Raw genomic sequence first — 20,800 nt, 5'->3', positions numbered from 1 at the left:
ATGTCGCCTGGTGAGTCTCTGATGTTCCTGATCACGGGGCTGCGCATAAGGGAGACCTCATGCCCGGCATGATCGGCGGAATTGGGCTTCTGTCGGCGAGGTCTGCGTCGCTCCAAGGTCAGTTCGAATCGCTGCAGCGGGAATTCCGCGAGACATGGGGGGATTACGAACTGATTAACCTGCCGACGGCTTTCCTGGCGGGACATTCTTTTGTGCCGGGGACGGCCGTTCACACGACGCGAGACGGCGTACAATTCGCGGTCGATGGCGAATCGGCGATCTATGTTCACGCCCACCGGTTTGCTGAGGAAGGACGACCGGAGCTGTATTGCCTTGAAAAGGAGGAATTGGGGCTCCGACCTCATGCCAAGGGCAATGTTGCCATCCTTGCGGAGCAGGGTCAGGTTCTCTACCTCATCACCGAACACAGCGCCAGCTTTCCGCTCTATTATGCCGAGGTGGAGGGCGGACTGCTGTTCTCAAGCCTGATGCGGCCATTGGGCAGAGCCGTCGGTGCGGAGCCGGACCCGGCCGGAGTCGTTCAGTATTGCTGGGTCGGGTACCACGTCAACGGGCGGACTCATTTCAAGGGGGTGCGCGGGCTTCTTCCGGGCCAGGCACTGATCTACGAGGCCGCGACAGGCAGGATGCAAATTCGCGAGACTTCACGAGCCTGGCTGAAGGACCTGTCACACATGCGCCCTGCGGAGATTGTTGAGCAGGCCTGCGAAACGCTGAGTAGGGCAGTCGATCGGACCTGTATGCCTGAATTGCGGCACGCGCTGATGATGTCCGGGGGGTGGGATTCGAGACTGGCGCTGGCGGCGATGCGAAAGAAGCTGAGCCCTTCGCATGTACAGGGTTACCTGCACGGCGACCCAGCCAGCCGAGAGCTGGCGCTGGGGCTGCAGATCTGTCGTCGTCTGAAGGTTCCTTGCCATTTGCAGCCCGTCGAGGAGGACAGCTTTCAATTGGCTGCGATGCCACGGGATTTCGCCCGTTCCGAGAGTCTGGAATGGTTCTACTGGCATCGCGCGGCGTGCCTGCTGGCGAGTCGCGGCATTAACTGCATCGGCACAGGAATGTGGGGCGAAGTAATGGGTGGGGGATTTGGCACGGCAACGTTGCTCAAGGGCTCAAGTTCTCTAAGGCACCTGGCATGTTTGGGGGGGCATCTGCTGAATGTGGGGCGGGTCAGCCCGCGCCTGCTGATCGATCACGGATGGGGCATCAAACAGGTCCATGGGCATTTGCGGCTTTCGTTCAAGAACCGGCCGTGGACCGCCAACGTCACTTGCTTTACCGACCTGCCCGGTATCACGGAGGAGATCAACGCAGATGTGATGGCTCACCTGAAGCGGATCGAGGCTCGCGGAATTGACGACCCGTCGCGGATGATCGAGGCGTTCATCACCGAGACCAAGGGCGGCCAGCGCATGACGGCGCAACTGCGTTGTTTGCGCGCCTACGTCGACGTGGCCAATCTGTTCGCGGATCAGGAGTTTTTCTATCTGGGTAGTTGGGTCCCCTACCGCTACAAAATCCATTGCCTTCTCTTTCGCGAGATTCTGAGGCGGGTGGAGCCTGCTCTATTACGGTATTCGACGGCGGCGACGTTGGTTCCGGCAGGGTCTCCAATATTGCTACAGGAAGCTTCTCGCGTGATGCGGCGGGTATTTGACGATGCCGCTACGCGCCTTGTTGCCAGATCGCGAGTAAACCTGGGCATCCGGCCATCGGGATACATGAATCTCGAATTCCTTCGTGATGGCCGGCTTTTTACGGCATTGATTGATAGTCTTAGAACACAGTTCCTCGACAAGAGTGTCTTACGCGACGTCGCGGATCAAGTGGTTCATCGCCAGATCGCAGACGTGCCCAACAATGTCTCCAAAGGATTCCTGCGTGTGTACGCCGCTGACCTGTTTTTGCGGTAGCGGTTGGTGGCGGTTGTCACGTTCTCATTCCTGCGGGATGTTGCGGATATTGTGGTGTGTTGTCGACGGCGGCCCGGTCCGAATGATCTGCAAATGGTACTTCCACAAGGCTTGTCATGCAGCGACGGTTACGAACGGATGCAGGCTCTGAATAGTCTCGGAGTCTATCTGAGGTTGACTCTTGCGTGCCCGGGCGTTCCGTGCGAGAACCTTCGCCACAGCAGCTTGAGGCTCTGAATGAAGCGAGCGACTGGGCTTACCACCATGCACGACAGTGCGGACCTGCTCCCGGGGCCGGAGTATCGCGAACGAGCACGGATCACTTGCAAAGGCAGGATCGTTCAATGAATGTGATGCGGTGGGTATACGATCATTCACCGCTGTTCTGGCAGAATGTGATGTGTTCGGTTTCCGGTGCCGTGCGGCAATGGCAGCGATATGGCCGGGGCTTTGAGGAGAGGTTAGCCTTCTTCCGAGAGGCGGCCAAGTGGTCGCGAGCCGAGGCCGAGCGCTATCAGGCCGCCAAGGTGCGGGAGATGCTGCAGGCTGCCTATGATGCTGTTCCGTTCTACCAGCACCGTTTTGACCAGGTTGGCTTCAGGCCCGATGAATTCCGCACTCTGGAGGATCTGGCCAGGCTGCCTCTCTTGTGCAAGGACGAGGTTCGCAGGGCGGGCAAGACACTGATCGCCGCGGGCTACAGGGGCAGGCGACTCGTGGTATCGCACAGCGGAGGCAGCACGGGGATGCCGTTGACGTGCTATCATGATCGTGAGGCTATGATCGATCTGTACGCGTCCTTCTGGGCATACCAGCGTCCAGGTGTGCAATTAGGGGATCGTTACGCCACGTTTCAAGGGCTCGAACTGATCCCGCCGCGACAGACGACAGGACCATACTGGCGGATGAATCGGGCGGCCAGCCAGAGGCTCTACAGCATTTTCCATCTAAGCGAACACACGATCAGCGAGTACATCGAGGATCTGGATCGCTTCAAGCCCGTGTACGTCCAGGGCTATGCGAACTCGCTGTATCTTCTGGCCAAACTGGCCCGGGAGAAGGGCATTGATCCCAAGTGGGCGCCGAAGGCCGTGTTCTCAACGAGCGAGCAGCTTCTTCCTGTCTACCGCGAGGTGATTGAATCGGTGTTTCGAACAAAGGTGTGGGATGCCTATTCGCAGGATGAGGGCTGCGGCAGTATTACTCAATATGAGTGCGGCTACTACCATTATGACCGAGCTTACGGCTATATGGAGTTTCTGGATCAGGCGGCCGATGGCACGCGGAAACTGGCCGAAATCATCTGCACGGGTTTTCTCAACAAGGCCTGGCCGCTCATCAGGTATCGCGTCGGAGACATGGTGGATTATGAAGATGTGGAGACCTGCCCCAAATGCGGCCGGCCGGGCCCGATTATTCACGAGATCCGCGGGCGCACTGGAGACGTGCTGATAACACCAAGCGGCCGTGCCTTCCCTCATATCAGCCTGATTGTCAAGAACCTGCACGGGGTCAGGCAGGTGCAACTGGTTCAGGAGGCGAAAGATCGGATCAGGATCCGCTTTGTGCCGAGCGAGGACTTTCGTGAATCTGAAGACGAGCACCTTATTCTATCCAGCTTCGCCAAGGCCATTCACGAGCCGGTTGACTGGTCCTTGGAGAGAGTCGAGGAGATACCGCGGACCCGATCGGGCAAGTTCATGTCGATTGTGAGCAACATCTCACCGTAGTACGAAACCGTGGTTTTCTCGTCCGTTTGGCCGGGCCACCAAAGGGCTGGTCAGTAGGTTCCACAACGCCATACCCAGGGAACAGGACGCATGAAGAAGAGAGTCCTGGTTGTCAGCACTTTCTTGCGTGAGGCTGGGCTTCCACCGTCGACCTGTTACGTATTAACCTCGCTTCTGACGCAAGCCGGCTTCGAGATCGTCACGACATCAAACAAGCAGGGTCGGTTGTCGCGGTTGGCAGACATGATCGTGACGGCATGGCGTGCGCGCCATCAGTACGCGGCGGCCTGCGTCGATGTGTTCAGTGGTCCGGCCTTCATATGGGCGGAGGCCGTATGCTGGACGTTGCGAAGAGCTAGAAAGCCATACATACTGATGTTGCGAGGAGGCGATTTGCCCTTGTTCGCCTCTGCCCATAAAGGTCGAGTGCGCCGCCTCCTGCAATCTGCCTCTACGGTCGTTGCACCTTCGCGGTATCTCCAGGAGAAGATGCAGCCCTACCGGGATGGCATCCGCGTTTTGCCGAATGGAATTCACCTGTCTGCATACCGTTTTAGGCTTCGATCCTCCCCGCGTCCGCGACTGGCGTGGCTTCGAAGCCTTGCTGAAACCTACAATCCCTGCATGGCCGTCCGAGTGGTGGCCGAGCTTTCGGTGGAATGGCCCGACCTTGAACTGGTCATGGCCGGGGCGGACAAAGGAGACGGGAGCATGCAGCAGGTCGAAAGACTGGCTGCTGAGCTCGGTGTTCAGAGTCGTGTGAAGTTGCCGGGTCAGGTGCCGAAAGAGAGGGTGCCGGACCTGTTTGAAAGGGCGGACATTTTCCTGAACACGACGAATATCGACAATACGCCGATCAGTGTCCTTGAAGCCATGGCGTGTGGTCTGTGTGTGGTGAGTACAGATGTGGGCGGCATACCGTACTTGGTGCAGAACGGGCACGATGCGCTACTTGTCCCACCCGATGATGCTCCTGCCATGGCTGAGGCCGTGCGGCGGCTGCTGAGGCAGCCCGCCGCGGCGGAGACCCTGTCGCGGAATGCTCGGCAAACGGCGGAGCGATGTGATTGGTCCCGCATCATTCCTCAGTGGCAGTCAATCTTTGCGGAGGTTGGCGGATGGTGAGGTCCACAAGGAATCGTTCCCGAGACCTATCGGGCGGAAGCGCGGCGTGTGTATTGGCGATCGCGATGGGCGACACGGAGACACTGAAGGAGGTTGAGTGACGGTTCAAGAGAATCCGTTTGTGTCTGTGATTGTCGCCGTGCGCAATGAGGCGGACTTCATTGAACGATGCCTGAGCAGCATTCTTGACGGAGACTACCCTCGCGACCTGATGGAAGTCCTGGTTGTCGACGGAATGAGCGACGATGGAACGCGTGAGATCGTGCAGCGGCTGTCAGCGCGGGATGCGAGGATCAGGCTGTTAGATAATGAGGGGCGCATTGTGGCATGCGGACTCAATGCAGGCATACGCGCGGCCAGAGGGCAGGTAATCACTTGGCTAGGGGGGCACGCCGAGTATGCCCCGGATTTCCTGAGGCAGTCGGTCGAAACGCTTAAAGCTCATGCTGATTGCTGGTGCGTAGGCGGACCGATAGAGACGGTCAGCGAAACTTATGTGGGGAAGGTTACGGCCGCCGCCATGAGCACCCCGGTCGGTGTTGGAAACGCCATGTTTCGGCTCGGCGGATACGAGGGCTATGTCGATACGGCCACCTTCGCCTCGTACTGGCGCTGGGTGTTTGACAAGATCGGCTTGTTTGACGAGGAACTCGTTCGCAATCAGGATGACGAGTTCAACGCCCGCCTGATTCGGCAAGGCGGCAAGATATGGCTCACGCCGCTTATCCGTAGCCGGTACTACCCGCGAACCAGCCTTGGTAAGCTTTGGCGCCAGTATTTCCAGTACGGGACGTGGCGCATCCGCACCATCCAGAAACTGGGACAGCCGGCGACGGTTCGGCAGGTCGCGCCGCTACTGTTCGTGGTGGGCCTCGTCGCCTGCCTTGTCGGCGCCGCTGTCTGGCGACCTTTAACCTGGCTGTTTGCGGCCTACGTCGCGCTCTACAGTCTTGGCCTTCTTGTTGGTGTATGGCAGGTCGCACGGCAGGCGGGCATTCGCTGTGCTCTTTTCTCGCCGGTCGTGTTCATGATTCTGCACTTCGGGTACGGTCTAGGCTCTCTGAAAGGTATCTGGCTGTTTGTGATTCGCAAGCGGGGTGGCCGCTACGGAGACAAGTCTCTGAGCCGGTAGAATCGCTCGGAGCCTTCGTGCATGAATTGAGGCGTGCGTGCCGAGGGCGCGGACGTGTGTCTGCAAGGGAGGCTTCCGAATGAGAGGGCCTTCAGGTAGTGGACGGCCGAATAACGGCCTCTGACCACAAGGTGTGAGAATGAAACGCTTTGCTCTTATCGGAGCGGCCGGTTACATCGCGCCGCGTCATATGAAGGCGATCAAGGAAACGGGCAACGTCCTCGTGGCGGCCCTGGACAAGAGCGATTCGGTGGGCATACTCGACTCGTACTTCCCTGATGCGGATTTCTTCACTGAATTCGAGCGGTTCGACCGGCATATCGAGTTGCTCAGACGCAAAGGCGAGGGAGTGGACTATGTGTCGATCTGCTCGCCAAACTACCTTCATGACGCCCATGTCCGTTTCGCTCTCAGGGTCGGCGCGCACGCCGTTTGCGAGAAGCCGCTCGTTCTGAACCCGTGGAACGCGACCGCGCTCGCTGAACTGGCGGCTGAGGCCAACCGCCAGGTGAATACGATCTTGCAGTTGCGGCTGCATCCGGCGATCGCGGGGCTCAGGGATCGCATTCTGTCGGCACCGAAGGACAAGATGTTCGATGTCGATTTGACCTACGTGACCTCCCGCGGCCACTGGTATATGGCCTCGTGGAAGGCTGACGTGGCCAAGTCCGGAGGCGTGGCCACCAATATCGGGGTCCATTTCTTTGACATGTTGTCGTGGATTTTTGGCGAACCCAGGAGCAGCATTGTCCATATCTCTGAGCCGAAGCGCATGGCGGGCTGTCTGGAATTGGCCCGGGCTCGTGTGCGATGGTTCCTCTCGATTGATCGGAGGGATCTGCCCGAGCCGCCGGCGGCTGGCAAGCCGGCGACGTACCGGTCCATCACCGTGGACGGCGCGGAAGTCGAGTTCTCCGAAGGGTTTCGCGACCTTCACACCGTGAGCTATGCACAGATCCTGGAAGGCAGAGGTTTTCGTCCTGAGGAAGTGGTCCCTTCGATCGAGATCGTTTCTGCCATCAGACATGCCAAGCCGGTGGGGCTGGTGGGCGAGTATCACCCGATGCTCAAACGATAGTAAGGGGTGTTCGAATGTCTGGCAGCGGCATGCGCGAACAGGCTGGTGAGCGCGGCAGTTTCTTCGTCCATGAGAGCAGCTACGTCGACGACGGTGCGGTGGTGGGCCAAGGCAGCCGCATATGGCACTTCTCTCACCTTATGAAAGGCTGTCGTATAGGACGGAACTGCAATCTGGGGCAGAATGTGTTCGTTGCAGCAGGTGTCGAGATCGGCGACAACGTCAAGATCCAGAACAACGTCTCGCTATACACCGGTGTGATCGTGGAAGACGACGTCTTCCTCGGGCCTTCCTGCGTGCTGACGAACGTGAGCAACCCGCGGTCCCAGGTGAACCGTCAGAGCCTGTATGAGCGCACCTTGGTCAGGCGAGGAGCCACGGTCGGAGCCAATGCGACGGTTGTATGTGGCGTGACACTGGGCCGGTATTGTTTTGTGGGGGCAGGATCGGTGGTGACGCGTGATGTCCCGGACTATGCATTGATGGTCGGCGTGCCCGCTCGTCAAAAAGGGTGGGTGAGCCGGCACGGTGTCCCACTTTCGCCGGCCGATGCGAATGGCATCATGACGTGCCCGGAGAGCGGCTACCGGTACCAGGAGACTTCTGCGGGCGTGCTCCGCTGCCTTGACCTGGACGAGGAGACGCCCCTTCCGGCCGATAAGTCCGTGGGCACGCGGTCGTACCGGTCGTACCGGCCATAGAGGCGTCTGATTTGTGAACGGCTGCTACGTTCCAGTTATGCTTTCACATGCGGGTGACTGATGCAGGTTCCACTATTGGATTTGCGGGCGCAGTACGCGAAGATCAAGGACGAAATCCTGGCTGCGGTTTCGGAAGTGCTTGATTCCCAGATATGCATCGGCGGCCCCAAGGTCGCCGAGCTTGAGAAGGCCATTGCTGCCGCCAGCGACTGCCGGTTCGCCGTCGGGACCTCCAGCGGCACGGATGCCATCCTCTGCAGCCTCATGAGCCTGGAGATCGGCCCTGGCGACGAAGTCATCACGACGCCGTTCACCTTTTTCGCTACCGTCGGCTGCATCGCCAGAACGGGTGCCAGACCTGTACTCGTGGACATTGACCCGCAGACGTACAACATCAGCCCTGCCCTGATCGAAGAAGTCGTCACACCGCGGACAAAAGCCATCATCCCGGTACACCTCTTCGGTCAGATGGCGGACATGGATCCGATTATTGACATCGCTCGGCGCCACAACCTGCACGTTATTGAAGATGCAGCGCAATCGATTACCGCCACCTATAAGGGACGCAAGGCCGGAAGCATCGGCACCGTCGGGTGTTTCAGCTTTTTCCCGAGCAAGAATCTGGGCGGCATCGGCGATGGCGGCATGTGCGTGACCAATGATGAGGCCTTGTTCAATCGCCTGATGGTCATGCGAAATCATGGCAGCCAACCTAAGTACTATCACAAGTATATCGGCGGCAACTTCCGGCTTGATCCGATTCAAGCTGCGGCGCTGCTGGTCAAACTGCCGCATCTGAATGCCTGGTCGGAGGCCAGGAGGCGGAATGCGTTGCTGTACACGCGCGCCTTCGCAGGGTCAGTGGTGCAAACGCCGTACGTGAATCCTGATTGTGTGTCGATTTTCAATCAGTACACCATCCGTATGCCGAAGCGAGACGAGATGGTGCAACACCTCAGGGCGCATGAGATTGGCTGTGAGGTCTACTATCCGGTTCCCGCGCATTTGCAGGAATGCTTTGCCTGCCTGGGATACAAGAGAGGCGACTTCCCGGAATCTGAAAAGGCTTCTCTGGAAGTTCTGTCGCTGCCCATCTATCCGGAACTGACTGAGGAACAGATCAGTTATGTCGCCAACACCGTGCTCGATTTCGTCGAGCGAGGGTGAAGGGCTGCTCGATGAATGGCCCACATTATGATGATGCCCGAAGAGGTCCTGATTCGGGGAATGTCGGGTGTTTTGCGAGGGAGGCAAGCGGCTCGTGAAGGTCTCGGACCGCGAAATCCTGCAGTGGGATGTCGCAAACTGGCGGGTGGTGCTGCAACTTTGGGACGAAACCGCGGTTTGTCGTGATGACGCCCAGGTTCTTGATCTGGGAGCCAGAGACGGCGGGCTTTCCCTCTACTTCGCATCGAAGGGTTGTCGCGTTGTTTGCTCCGACCTGAACGGTCCGTCTCCGGTCGCCAAGGTCTTGCACGAGCGATACGGTGTTGGGCATCTCGTCAAGTACGAGGCCATCGACGCGACGAACATCGCATATCCTGAAGCCTCGTTCGACATCGTCTGTTTCAAGTCGGTTCTAGGCGGAATTGGCGGGGCCGGGGGTTACACGGCCCAAGAGAAGGCTGTTCGAGAGATGCATCGCGTTCTGCGACCGGGCGGCAAGCTGCTCTTTGCGGAGAACCTTGTTGGCACTCGTCTGCATGCCTTCCTGAGAAAGCGATTTGTCGCCTGGGGTGAGCGATGGCGATACCTGTCGCTTGGCGAGGTACACGATTTGCTGCGACCGTTTTCCGAGGTCACGCGGGTCTGCACCGGGTTGCTTGCGACGTTCGGACGAAGAGAATGGCAGCGAAGCCTGCTACACTTTGTGGATGTTCTGGTTGATCCGATTACGCCGGACGCATGGAAGTACATAGTGGCGGGGTGCGCGGTGAAATGATTGATTCTTCTGCCCGCAGTGTAAGGGAATATCAGCGCGCCTTTGCTGAGTCTCTGGGTGTACCCCGTGCCTTTGCCTTCTGGAAAGGTCGCGTTGCGCTGTACGCGATTCTGAAAGCCCTGGGTATCGGTGAAGGCGACGAAGTCATCATGCCCGGCTACACCTGCGTGATGGCCGTCAACCCGCTCGTCTATCTGGGTGCCAAGCCGGTTTTTGTCGACATTGAGCCTCGCACGTACAACATCAATCCGGACTTCATCGAGGCGAAGATCACGCCACGCACCAGGCTGATCATCGCCCAACACACCTACGGGTATCCGGCCCGAATGGACGCCATCACAGATATCTGTCAGCGGCATGGGCTGACCTTGGTCGAAGACTGCTGCCTGGCTCTGGGCTCACGGTACAAGGGCAAGCTCGCCGGGACGTTTGGTGTCGCGGCCTACTTCTCCTTCCAGTGGAACAAGCCATTTACCAGCGGCCTGGGCGGCATGGCGGTGGTCCACGACCGCGAGCTTGCCGATCGAATCGCGAGTGTCGTCGGACAAGGCTTGGCACAGCCGACGATGCGTGAAGTCGCCATGCTCCGGGCACAGTTGATGATCTACCGCACGGCGATCTACCCGCGAACAACCGCATTCGCCCAGAACGTATTCAGATGGCTGACGCGAAAGGGGCTGGTCGTCGGTTCATCGAGTACGTGCGAATTCCAGCCCCGTATGGAGCCTGACTTTTTCAAGGGCATGAGCCAGGTGCAGGCCCACGTCGGCCTTCGGCAATTGGCAAGACTGGACAACAACATCGAGCACCGCCGGCGGATGACCCGCGTGTACGATAGTCTGCTGAGCGAGAGAGGCTGGTCGGTGACGCAATTGCCGTCGGAAATGGAGCCAGTACTGGTTCGCTACCCGGTGCGCGTCGCCGACAAGCAACGCGCCTTGGCGGAGGCGGCTTCCCACTTCGTGGAACTGGGCAGTTGGTTTGAGTGTCCGCTGCACCCGATCGAGACGCCGATGGAAGCGTACGGCTACCATACCGGCATGTGCCCCGAGGCGGATCGGGCCTCGCGAGAGACCGTCAACTTACCCCTGCATCCGCGCGCCGATGAGGCCACCGCAAGACGAACGGTCGATTTCATCTGCACGATCGGCCAAGCGTGATCTTGGCAGCGAATGGACAACCGAACAGGAGTGTTCCTCGATTGACCTTCGTCGCTGTTGCTATGATCCGGCGGTCCCAACGGTCTCCGATCTCTCCCTTCTGTTTTTCCTGAATCCAGACATCCACGTGTGGCGTTGCGTCTGCCCCATGGGCAGAATCAGGTGGCGGTCCGCGCGGGAATGACCGAGGGCATGAGCTGATCATGCACGTTATCTACATCCACCAGCATTTCTCGACCCGCAAGGGAGCCACTGGCACCCGCTCGTATGAAATGAGCCGAAGGTTGCTGGCCGCCGGGCACCGGGTGACCATGATCTGTGGCGCATACGGCCACGGAGACCTCGGGGGCGACACCGCGGAGCGACTGGCCGAGCACGATATAGATGGTATTCGAGTGTTTCGCATCGCCGAGCCCTATTCAAACCAGATGAGCTTCATGCGGCGGACCATGGCATTCGGCCGCTTTGCCCGTGCGGCGGCGCAAATTGCGTGCGGCCTGGACGGCGATCTTGTCTTTGCGACCTCGACGCCGCTGACCGTAGGGCTACCCGGCATGAAGGCGGGCAGACGCCTGGGCGTGCCGTTCGTGTTTGAGGTTCGTGATCTGTGGCCGGAACTGCCCATCGCCTTGGGCGTCGTTCGCAACCCGCTCACCAAGGCGTACCTTCGCAGGATGGAGCGACGGATCTACCGAGCGGCTCACCGTATCATTGCCCTGGCGCCGGGCATCAAGGAGGGAATCTGTCGCACGGGTTATTCGGCGGATCAGGTTGCGATGATTCCGAACTGCGCGGATCTCGATCTGTTTCGCCCGACGGACGAACCGCTCAGTGATCCTCGGTTCGGAGGGCCGGTCGATCTCAAGCTTGTTTTTACCGGGGCCCACGGCCTTGCCAACGGCCTGGACGCGGTGCTCGACGCAGCAGCTGTGTTAAGAGACCGGGGCGAAAAGGGGATCCGCTTGGTGTTCATCGGCGACGGGGGGCAGCGCGAGCGGCTGATGCGGCGGAGCCAGAACGAGGGGCTCGACGCACTGATCAGTTGGCTCCCTCCGATGCCCAAGGAGGAACTGGCTGACGTTCTGCCGCGAATGGACGCGGGGATGATGGTTCTCAAGAACGTTCCGGCATTCTACTACGGGACGTCGCCCAACAAGTTTTTTGACTACATCGCCTGTGGGCTTCCGGTGCTGAACAACTACCCCGGTTGGCTGGCCGACATGGTCACCGCGAACCGCTGCGGCTTGGTGGTCAGGCCCGATGATCCTGAGGCCTTTGCCGACGCCGTAATCTGGATGCGCGATCATCGGCCGGAACTCAAGGAAATGGGACGGCGGGCCCGGGAGCTGGCCGAGCGGGAGTTTGGCCGCGATCGTCTGGCTGATCAATTCGTTCGCACGCTGGAAGAAGCCCGGGCAAGCTTCTGAGCTGTCGGCACTCCGCACGCCGTCTCATGCCACCTCTCCATATTCGCGACTGTTTCCGGTCTGCGAAGAAGCCTGCTAGTAATCCATTTCCACACCACCTCACCAACGGCCGGTCGAGGTCGCACCAGATGGCACTGATCGCCATAGGGCCCCGATCCGCCTCTCTGAACCTCGCCGCCACAGCGTCCTGATTCACTTCCGTTTGCTACGGCATGTGAACTGACATCTCGATCTCCACGTCGTCGCCGTAGCCGAAATCAGCGATCCACGCGTCCTTTGGAAGGCTGCTGGCGAATGCAGCCATGTTGCTGCCGGCAGCCAGTTGGATGGTCCCCGTGCTGCTCATCGAGACGATCATCGCCTGAGCGGACAAATCATCCGTCAGAAGCCGCATGCCCGCAAGGTTGGCCGGATGCGGAACCTTGGTGGGCGTGGTGACCGTCCGTGCCAACAGGTCGGCGTTCCGGATGCTGACCCGGCCAGTGAAGACTTCCGAGCCTTCAAGACCCAGGACCAGCGTGTTGCCGGAGGCCCGTGCCGAGGCGATCGTGTACATGCAGGAGTGAGCGGCGTTATGGAATCGCACCATCTTGCCGACGAGTGCGGCAGCGTTGGCGGGGGGCTGGTCGCAGGTCATCGTCACGGCCTTGTTTTCGTAGTCGGCTGCGGAGATCGAGCCCGTGATCGTCGCGGGGACGGCGATCTCCACTGGCGGCTGGCTCATGGTCAGACCTGTGCCGCCGGCAGCGAAGCCCCGGGTGAGCTGTCCGTTTGAGACGGTGACCACTGCGACGGCCGCATCGCAAGACAGGCCCGATGGCAGCGTGAACGCCTTGCCAGCCTCCGGAGAAACGACGATCGTGTCAGTTGCCCCTGCCCGCTGCACAGTAAGCACAACGATCTGGTCACTACCCTGCCCGAGTGAGGCGGCGTTGCTGAGATTCACCGACTGGATAAAGGATTGGCTTCCCGTTGGCTCCCAAACAGAGACAAATGTATTGCCGGGCGCATCGGCGGATCGGCGCACCAGCATGTACTTAAGGATCGTCGGGATTTTGCGGAGCGGGGACACGTAGGCATCGGCGACGATCACATCCTGTCCAGCGTGATCAGGAACGTGGACGCGAAGGCCGGCGAGGTTGTCGGTTGTACGCCACTGGGCGGTGATCGGAGTACTCGGCGCGGCATGCTGCCAGTTGAACAGGTGTGAGTAGCCGCTGCCCATGTATGTGCTGTACGGGCCACCATACCCCGGTGCGCCGAGGACTGGATCGTCGTAGAGCTGGCCGTAGGCGACATTTGCGCCGGCCAGGGTGCCCTGGGTGACCGGGGCAGAGAGCGTGGTGCCGGTCATGGTGAACTGTCCTTCCGGGCCATGGATGCTGAGCACGTGCTTGCTGCCGCCACGGGCACGGAAAACATCCACCAGGTAGGAGTTGTCATTATCGACGTCGACCAGCACCAGTGTTCGCCGATAGATGTCGGTCTTGGCATAGGTGCCGGCGGCGTCGATGTCGACCGCGTGGGCTGTCGGGCTTTCGTGGAACCGCAGCACTGTGCCCGCGACGTTGCCGTCCTGCTTGCGGTCATCGACAAGCAGGGTGTTGTGGCTGACGGTGTTTTTGGACCAGCTGTAGATTCCCGCGACATACTCGTTCATCGCATCGGGATACCCGAGATCCGGTGAAAGCCTTCGATTCCGACCGAACAACTCGATGTTCAAGCGATCGGCATGGGCATGCGAGCCTCGCAATCCATGGAAAACAGAAACCGCAAGGCGATTCTGTGGATTGTTGAGGATCGCCATGCCGTAGCCATCCAGCAATCGACTAGGCTGTATGGGCTGGTATGAATCAAGATCAGATTGGAGTGCGGCCAGGTCGATGGCGCCACGGAGACAATCCTCAAAGTAATGCGTCCAACCGTCGCGGAGTTCGCCCAGCTGGTCTAGAGCCCAGGCATATTGGGGCCGACCAAGCTGCTGATACGCGGCATGGTAGGTTGGCGTTATAGGACCGATCCAGCCATCGTTTATGGTACCGGCATCACCCACGGCAGGTGTGAACTGGCCGATGCAGATCATTTCCAGTGGTGTGTCGAGCATGCGTTGCATCTTTGGATGAGCGAACAGATCGATATTCGCTCTGAGCAGCGGAAGGCCGAGTTCTGTCAGTTCCCTTACCCAGACAAAGCAGTAGTAGGGTGAGCCCTCATGGGGCATGCCGTCCTTGTAAACCAGATTGTGGAGAGCATAGTTGATGCCCTGCTGTTGGGCAGCGCCGCCGGGAGAACTCAGGAGTTGGTCAAGCAAGCTCGCTGTAGGACCGTGCTGACGTACGAGCATGGTGTGGACCAAAGTGTTCTGGCGTATTCCGATGCTGTTGCCGTCTTGCCAGCCGTCGAGAACATCAACGGCTTCCTCAAGCAGGTTGGCCTCAATGTTAGCTCTAATGTTCGCAGCGGACCTCCACGGCAAAGAGACTGAGCCCGGATCTATGAGAGCGTCAAACACGAGTTCGTATGCCAGTACCAAGTCCCGAAGCGTTTGCATCTCCCAGCCTCTATTCAGGATTTTTCCTGGGTAGGTTGCGCTACTCATCTCCCCGTATCGCGACTGCTTGTCATAGTCCATCGCTGGGTAGACCTCGGCGATCCTGTCGAGCATGACGATCGCTTTTTCGGCATAGACGCGCTGACCCGTCAACGCATACGCTTGAGCCAGCCAGGTGACAGCAGGTAGCCAATCGTTCGCCCAGTGGCTGTGACACGCGTAAGCGACAAACCAATACTTCTCGCCGTCGGGTGCGACGTAGCCTCTGCCACTGTCGACGTACTTGCCAGCCAGCAGGCTGGTGTCCGTCATGCCGCTTCGGTAATAGGCGTCAAAGTCGTTGCTCGGGTAGCTCTCCCCGCCGACCGGGCAAATGACCTTGAAGCGATTTGTCGGGTGCAGCCTCCATGGGTATGTCCCGTACTGGTAAATTGCAGTGCCGTGAACCGGGCAGCCTTTGGCGGAGACGTCCCAATCCCGGCAGACGCGCGAGTCGGGAAGAAGTTCCCGCAGTTGTTCGTTGGTGTAGCCGATCCATTTGTCGGCGTGGGTCTTGGTGGATGACCGCATACCCATGATGACCGGGTCAGTCGCGGCCAGACGGCGCAGTTGTGCGATCTGCTCATCAGTATAGAGCGATCGCGATGTCTTCAGCGGCCACCGGGGCTGGCGCAGGCCGCTCGGGGCTGCCGCCACCGCTACGGTGATTTCCGCACAGATTGGTTCCTGAGGCTGCGGCGGGGGGAGGGTCAGGCACAGCCTGGCCGTGTAAGTGCCGCCGTTCACATAAGTGTGAGTGACGGACAGGCCTTCGGCGGTGGCTGTCTGATCGCCGAAGTCCCAAGTATATGTACCCTCCGGCAGAGGCGAGATCGTAGCGGACTTGACGGTGAAGGTCACCTGGAGTGGCGCGGTGCCTTGGTTGGGCGAAGCGGTGAGTTTGACCTTGGGAGACACCGCATTAATGACCGTGACGTCGACGGTGTCGCTGCTGGTCAGCGTACCCGCGGTCACGGTTAGCTGGAACGTCAGCACGGAATCGGCAAGCACCGTCGGCGCAGTAAACTTCGGCGTCAGGCTGCTCGTTCCCATAAGCAGTACTCGTGGCCCAGCGGTCTGCTTCCAGAGGTACGTGAGCGACAGGCCCTGGCCTCCGCTGACAGAGCCCTGCAGAACCACTTCTTCGCGTTCCATGACCGTTATGGCTTCGCCAGCTTCGGCGGTCAACGTGCCGGTGGAGGTGTCGCCGCCGGCCGGGCTGAGCGGGTCGTTTGTGTCATTTCCCGATGATGGCTGATCGGGATGAAAGCCGAGGACGTCGCCGCCGCTGAACCCATCGCCGTTAGACAACGGACCGAGCTCGCATGACTGTCCCAGACAGCAAGACAGCAGGAGGAATCCGAGCAGCAACCGATGAGACCTGAAGAAAGCACACCGGTTCGCATGTCTCCATCGCGGCGAACCATCCTGGCCGTTCTCTCGTGACGAGCAGGTGCCGAGTTGTTGTGCCTGTCTTGATGTTGACTGCATGGCGCTTATTCCCCTCTTCTGATGCGGTGGCAAACTCGTCGCCTTTTGCGGACGTTCAATCCCAGTCATTCCCAACAAGAGATGTAAGATACAAAAGAAGAGCGGACAACGACCTTTGGGAAAACTGGGGTGATTTGGCAAGGTTGTCTCAGGGACGAGCACGTCCGAGAATCATGTGGTCAGGCCCGGAGTTCACGAACGGTTATTACGAGACTCGCGGCGCGCCGCTGAGTACGTTTCCGTCCGGGAATCTGGAGGCCAAAGGCTACGGGGGCCGACAGTCTGGTGAATCATCTTCTCGGACGCCGAAAACGCCCCAGACACAAGAGGATTTGGGCTACATGAGGGCGTGCGAGCGGGGATCGGACGCTGCCTGCCAATCGGATGGCAGCATACGGTTTTCGGAGGCCTCGTTCTTGCGCAGGTAGTCCTCACGTCGCGGTGCACGTCGGTGGGGGGACGAGTGACAGGCACGGGGGCGATAATTCGGGGACCGTGCCCGGAGCGGCAGGGCAAAGGCCGGGCAGATTAATGGCTTCGAATACCTGCGTTATCGGAGCAAAGCGGAAGGCCTCGAAAAGGCGGGTCAGGCGAGGCAACACGCGAGATCGCCACAACGACTGCATGACGCGGCGGCTGGTGGAGAAGCGCAATCCGGCCCTGCGAAATAAATCGACCTCGTCCGAAGCAAGTTCATAGGGATGCAGATAGACGACGGCCGGGTGGCCGCCGGCGTTCATGCTGCCGATGGCGTGCGCATGAACCCACCAGGGCAGCAGTCGCATATAACCGCCGCCGCAGACGGGCACATGGCAGCCGAAAACGCGCAGCGTGGTCAATGGAAACTCAACAAGATCACAATTGCTCCAGCGATGCGGGATGCGCGGCGCGTCGTGAATACCATAGCGAGCCTTCCGGATCGGAAAGATGCTCGAACTGTACCGAAAACCGAGGCTTGCCAGAATCGGCCCTCCCCAGAGCGATTCTCGGGTGATCGAAAACGCCGGGGCCCGGTAACCCAACGGCCGCCGTCCGGTCTGCGATCCGATGATCTCGATCGATCGCCTGACGTCCTCCTCAAATTGCCGAGGCGTCAGCCGATACATCAGTTCGTGCCCATAACCGTGCGAGGCAATCTCATGCCCGGCCGACTGAATCAGGGGCAGAAGCTGCGGATGCCGCTCGCACACCTTTCCGAGGGCAAAGAAGGTGGCCCGGACTGAATGCCTGTCCAGCAGCCCAAGCAGACGGTCGACGTTGCCGACGACCCGGTCGGTAATCGGCAGGCTCGGATCGAGGACGGCCTGAGGCCAGTCCTCGAGGTCGACGGTCAGGGCGTTGAGCATGCGAGCTTCCTGGGGCCTTTCTTCTATTGGATCAATCGGAAGGTTTGACCCGCGGCTTTGGTTCTCGGACGCCAACGCGGACCGCCTTTTGGCGGGTCGCAGCCCGAACACACCGCAATCCACCAACATCCGCGTACAATGGACAGATCTCTGTCCGTAAAGTCCTGAGGCGGACCGCCTTGCTGCGGGCCGCAGCCCAAACACACCGCTATCCACGAACATGCGCGTAAAACGGACAGATCTCTGGCCATAAGGCCATAAAAATCTGCCAGCACCCTTTCGAAAGGCTTTCCCGCCGCTGCCTGGAATCCTGACAGATCGGTGGGAAGCCAGGCCCTCCAAGGCCGGTTTATTGACAAGGACCGGCCTCCGGCGTTAAATGGACTTTGAGATCGCCGCGGATGTGGCGGAATTGGCAGACGCGCAAGGTTCAGGTCCTTGTGGGGGCAACCCCGTGGAGGTTCGACTCCTCTCATCCGCAATTCCTCGATCATTAGCCTCTTCCATCGGGACTGGTGTGCACTTTGCGCGCATGTTTTTGGATCGCAGATCGCGTGGGCTGCGGTCCGCCTTAGACGGAATGTCGTCTCATTTTTATGTGAGGTCACCTGTTGACGACTTCCGTAGCATTCGCCTATCGGTCACCGCTTCAAATTGGCCGCTCAGAGGTAATGATTGTGGGATATGTTTTACAGCTTTGCGGTTATTGAATGGCGCCGCCCTCGTACTCCTGTCACCATCCGCAAGGATGCGATCACGGCGTCTCGAGGCCTTCTTTTCCCGTGGCGTCCGGACTGTGTGGCGAGTTGCCAGCGACAAATGGCGTAAGGATCGGTCTCGTGCCGATGATTAGGCGGGGGGGTTATGGTTATAATCAGTGAATCTCACTGGGAGGTCGGAGGCTCGATGGGAACGGCAGTCCTGGAGAATGCAACGAAGGGCACGATGGGTGCGCCGAGTGGATCACCGCTGCTCTCAGGGGGCCTTGCAGGGCTGCTGAGGCGGGAGTGGCTCATTACCAACGGGCGGGGGGGGTATGCGTCCGGGACCGTGGCGGGGGTGCCGACGCGTCGCTATCACGGCCTTCTCGTAGCCGCCGCTCGCCCCCCTCTGGAACGCTGGCTGTTTCTGAGCGGGGTGCTTGAGCGCGTGGGGATCAACGGGCGGTTCGCAGAGGCGGCAACTTTCGAGTTTGACAAGACGTTCCATCCGGAGGGTTATCGGCTACTGACGGATTTCGCGGTCAGCAACAATGCCGAGATGCCTTGGGTGCGTTTCACCTACGCCATCGAAGGCGTGAAGATGACCAAGCGCATCGTACTGCTGAGAGACCGGGATGAGGTCTGTATTCGCTATCGTATCGAGGCCCCACCCGGCACGGTTCTCTCATTGGGGCTCTTGCCGTTCCTGGCGATGCGTGATTTCCACGCGTTGACCCGCGCGTTTGAGGGCAGCTATCCGCTTACTCTGGCAGACAACTTGGTTGCAGTTGATGCCTTCACGTCAGGCCCGCGCGTGTGGTTGACGGCCGGTTCGCCAGGCCAGGATCAGGGTGTGGCGTTCGAAAGCCAGCCGCACTGGTGGCGACAGTTTGAGCATCGGGAGGAGGCGGCACGAGGGCTGGATCACAGCGAGGACCTGTTTGTGCCGGGTTGGTTCAAAGCGGCGGGGATGGGCAGCCTTGAGGTGGAGTTTCGCGCCGTTGCCGATTTCACCCCGGATTTCTCAGGCCGGCCGGAGCCGCGGCCGTTTGCCTCCGACAACGTGACGGAGTCCGGCAGGGCGCTGCCGGTGGAGGAGCGTCTCAGAGAGGCCGCAGGTGCGTTTGTGGTCAGCCGCAAGCGACCGGAAGGGTCGAGTCTGACCACGATCCTGGCAGGCTATCACTGGTTCGGCGACTGGGGGCGCGACACGTTCATCGCCCTTCCCGGCCTGCTGATCGAGACCGGGCGGCTGGGCGAGGCGAGACAGGTTTTAGAGGTTTTTGCCTCCGCACAGCAGGACGGGCTGATCCCGAACCGTTTCAGCGATTACGGCGACGGTCGGGACTACAACAGCGTCGACGCGAGCCTGTGGTTCATCCACGCGGCCGATGCCTACACGGCGGCCAGCGGCGATGACGGCTGCTGGCGCGAGAAGCTCGGGCCGGCGTGCGAGCGGGCGGTGGAGGCATTTCTGGCGGGCACGAAGTTCAACATTCACGTTGACGGCGACGGGCTGGTTGCCTGCGGGGACGCCTCGACGCAGTTGACCTGGATGGATGCCAAATGCGGCGACACGGTATTCACGCCGCGTCACGGCAAGCCGGTCGAGATCAACGCCTTGTGGTACAACGCCTTGCGGCTTCTGTCGCGGCGTGTTTCGGCTTACGAGCCCGGCCGTGCGAGCCGTTATGCAGATCTGGCGGGCAAAGTGGAACAGGCGTTCAGGCAGGTATTCTGGAATGAGAAGTGCCGGTGCTTGTACGACGTGGTGCGTGACGGCTGGGCCGATCCTGCGGTGCGACCGAACCAGATTCTGGCCGTCAGCCTGCCGTATTCGATGCTCGACCGCGAGCGTCAGCGGGCGGTTCTGGCGATCGTCGAGCGGCAACTGCTGACCCCTTACGGCCTGCGGTCGCTCTGTCCGCGGCACCCGTCGTATGCCGGCCGTTACGAGGGCAACCCCTATCGGCGCGACAGTGTGTACCACCAGGGCACGGTATGGGCTTGGCTGATGGGTCCGTATGTGGAAGCATACCTTCGCGTTCATGATTTCTCGCCCGAGGCCAAGCGCCGCATGCGCCAGCTTATCCAGCCGTTGGTCGATCACTTGGACGACGCGGGCATTGGCTCGGTCAGCGAAATCTTCGACGGCGACCCGCCGCACACTCCTCGTGGCTGCATTGCCCAAGCATGGAGCGTGGGTGAGCTGCTTCGGGCGTGGCACATGACCGAACCGGTCGGTGGTTGAATCCGCAGGCGCATCCAGGGTTCGGCCAGCCATGCCGTGCGCCTCCCAGGGGTTGGGTGATCGATATCGACTGCTGCCTCAGGGAGAGGTTATTCCCGATCATAAATAGCTTCAAATAAGGACTTATACGTCCGATGGGTTTGTTTGGCGCGGGGGGTGGTCGGCGGTCGGTGTCCGGCTTTTGGCGCG

Annotated in this window: 13 protein-coding genes and 1 tRNA gene; 12 read left to right on the top strand and 2 right to left on the bottom strand. The window is 60.0% G+C overall.

Translation table 11 applies throughout. The features are described from left to right. The first annotated feature begins 59 nt into the window (after positions 1 to 59). The 10 genes from PLL20_13480 (at position 60) to PLL20_13435 (ending at position 12,232) form a co-directional block, all read left to right on the top strand. Positions 60 to 1,937, top strand: a complete 1,878-nt coding sequence (locus PLL20_13480) for a hypothetical protein (protein HPD31003.1) — start codon at positions 60 to 62, stop codon at positions 1,935 to 1,937. A gap of 344 nt (positions 1,938 to 2,281) precedes the next feature. Next, on the top strand, positions 2,282 to 3,667 hold the full coding sequence (locus tag PLL20_13475; GenBank protein ID HPD31002.1) for a hypothetical protein: 1,386 nt from the start codon (positions 2,282 to 2,284) through the stop codon (positions 3,665 to 3,667). A 90-nt stretch (positions 3,668 to 3,757) separates the two neighbouring features. Then, positions 3,758 to 4,792, top strand: a complete 1,035-nt coding sequence (locus tag PLL20_13470) for a glycosyltransferase family 4 protein (protein ID HPD31001.1) — start codon at positions 3,758 to 3,760, stop codon at positions 4,790 to 4,792. A gap of 97 nt (positions 4,793 to 4,889) precedes the next feature. Then, positions 4,890 to 5,924, top strand: a complete 1,035-nt coding sequence (locus PLL20_13465) for a glycosyltransferase family 2 protein (GenBank protein ID HPD31000.1) — start codon at positions 4,890 to 4,892, stop codon at positions 5,922 to 5,924. Between the two features lie 139 nt (positions 5,925 to 6,063). After that, positions 6,064 to 7,002 carry a Gfo/Idh/MocA family oxidoreductase gene (locus tag PLL20_13460; protein HPD30999.1) on the top strand — a complete coding sequence of 313 codons (939 nt, stop codon included), beginning with the start codon at positions 6,064 to 6,066 and terminating at the stop codon, positions 7,000 to 7,002. 14 nt (positions 7,003 to 7,016) lie between these two features. Beyond that, entirely contained in the window at positions 7,017 to 7,703 is a 687-nt protein-coding gene (locus PLL20_13455; GenBank protein ID HPD30998.1) for an acyltransferase, read from the top strand. A gap of 60 nt (positions 7,704 to 7,763) precedes the next feature. Further along, positions 7,764 to 8,870: a DegT/DnrJ/EryC1/StrS family aminotransferase gene (locus PLL20_13450; GenBank protein HPD30997.1), complete on the top strand. Its 1,107-nt coding sequence runs from the start codon at positions 7,764 to 7,766 to the stop codon at positions 8,868 to 8,870. A gap of 94 nt (positions 8,871 to 8,964) precedes the next feature. Beyond that, entirely contained in the window at positions 8,965 to 9,645 is a 681-nt protein-coding gene (locus PLL20_13445; protein HPD30996.1) for a class I SAM-dependent methyltransferase, read from the top strand. Next, complete coding sequence (locus tag PLL20_13440; protein HPD30995.1) at positions 9,642 to 10,805, top strand: DegT/DnrJ/EryC1/StrS family aminotransferase; 1,164 nt, start codon at positions 9,642 to 9,644, stop codon at positions 10,803 to 10,805. Before PLL20_13445 ends, PLL20_13440 begins: the two co-directional genes overlap by 4 nt. A gap of 203 nt (positions 10,806 to 11,008) precedes the next feature. After that, complete coding sequence (locus PLL20_13435) at positions 11,009 to 12,232, top strand: glycosyltransferase family 4 protein (protein HPD30994.1); 1,224 nt, start codon at positions 11,009 to 11,011, stop codon at positions 12,230 to 12,232. Positions 12,233 to 12,437: 205 nt separating this feature from the next. On the opposite strand, the gene PLL20_13430 is transcribed toward PLL20_13435, so the two are convergent. Next, positions 12,438 to 16,133 carry a heparinase II/III family protein gene (locus PLL20_13430; protein HPD30993.1) on the bottom strand — a complete coding sequence of 1,232 codons (3,696 nt, stop codon included), beginning with the start codon at positions 16,131 to 16,133 and terminating at the stop codon, positions 12,438 to 12,440. A 611-nt stretch (positions 16,134 to 16,744) separates the two neighbouring features. After that, entirely contained in the window at positions 16,745 to 17,659 is a 915-nt protein-coding gene (locus PLL20_13425; GenBank protein HPD30992.1) for a DUF3473 domain-containing protein, read from the bottom strand. Between the two features lie 397 nt (positions 17,660 to 18,056). Here PLL20_13425 and PLL20_13420 point away from each other — a divergent pair. Next, a tRNA-Leu gene (locus PLL20_13420) sits at positions 18,057 to 18,140 on the top strand. Positions 18,141 to 18,565: 425 nt separating this feature from the next. Then, the gene (locus tag PLL20_13415; GenBank protein ID HPD30991.1) at positions 18,566 to 20,611 is read left to right on the top strand and encodes an amylo-alpha-1,6-glucosidase; all 2,046 of its coding nucleotides are present in this window, start codon (positions 18,566 to 18,568) and stop codon (positions 20,609 to 20,611) included. The last annotated feature ends 189 nt before the right edge of the window (positions 20,612 to 20,800 follow it).

This window comes from Phycisphaerae bacterium, from assembly GCA_035384605.1.
In the GTDB taxonomy this organism is placed as follows: domain Bacteria; phylum Planctomycetota; class Phycisphaerae; order UBA1845; family PWPN01; genus JAUCQB01.
This window is presented reverse-complemented; position numbering and strand designations above follow the sequence as displayed.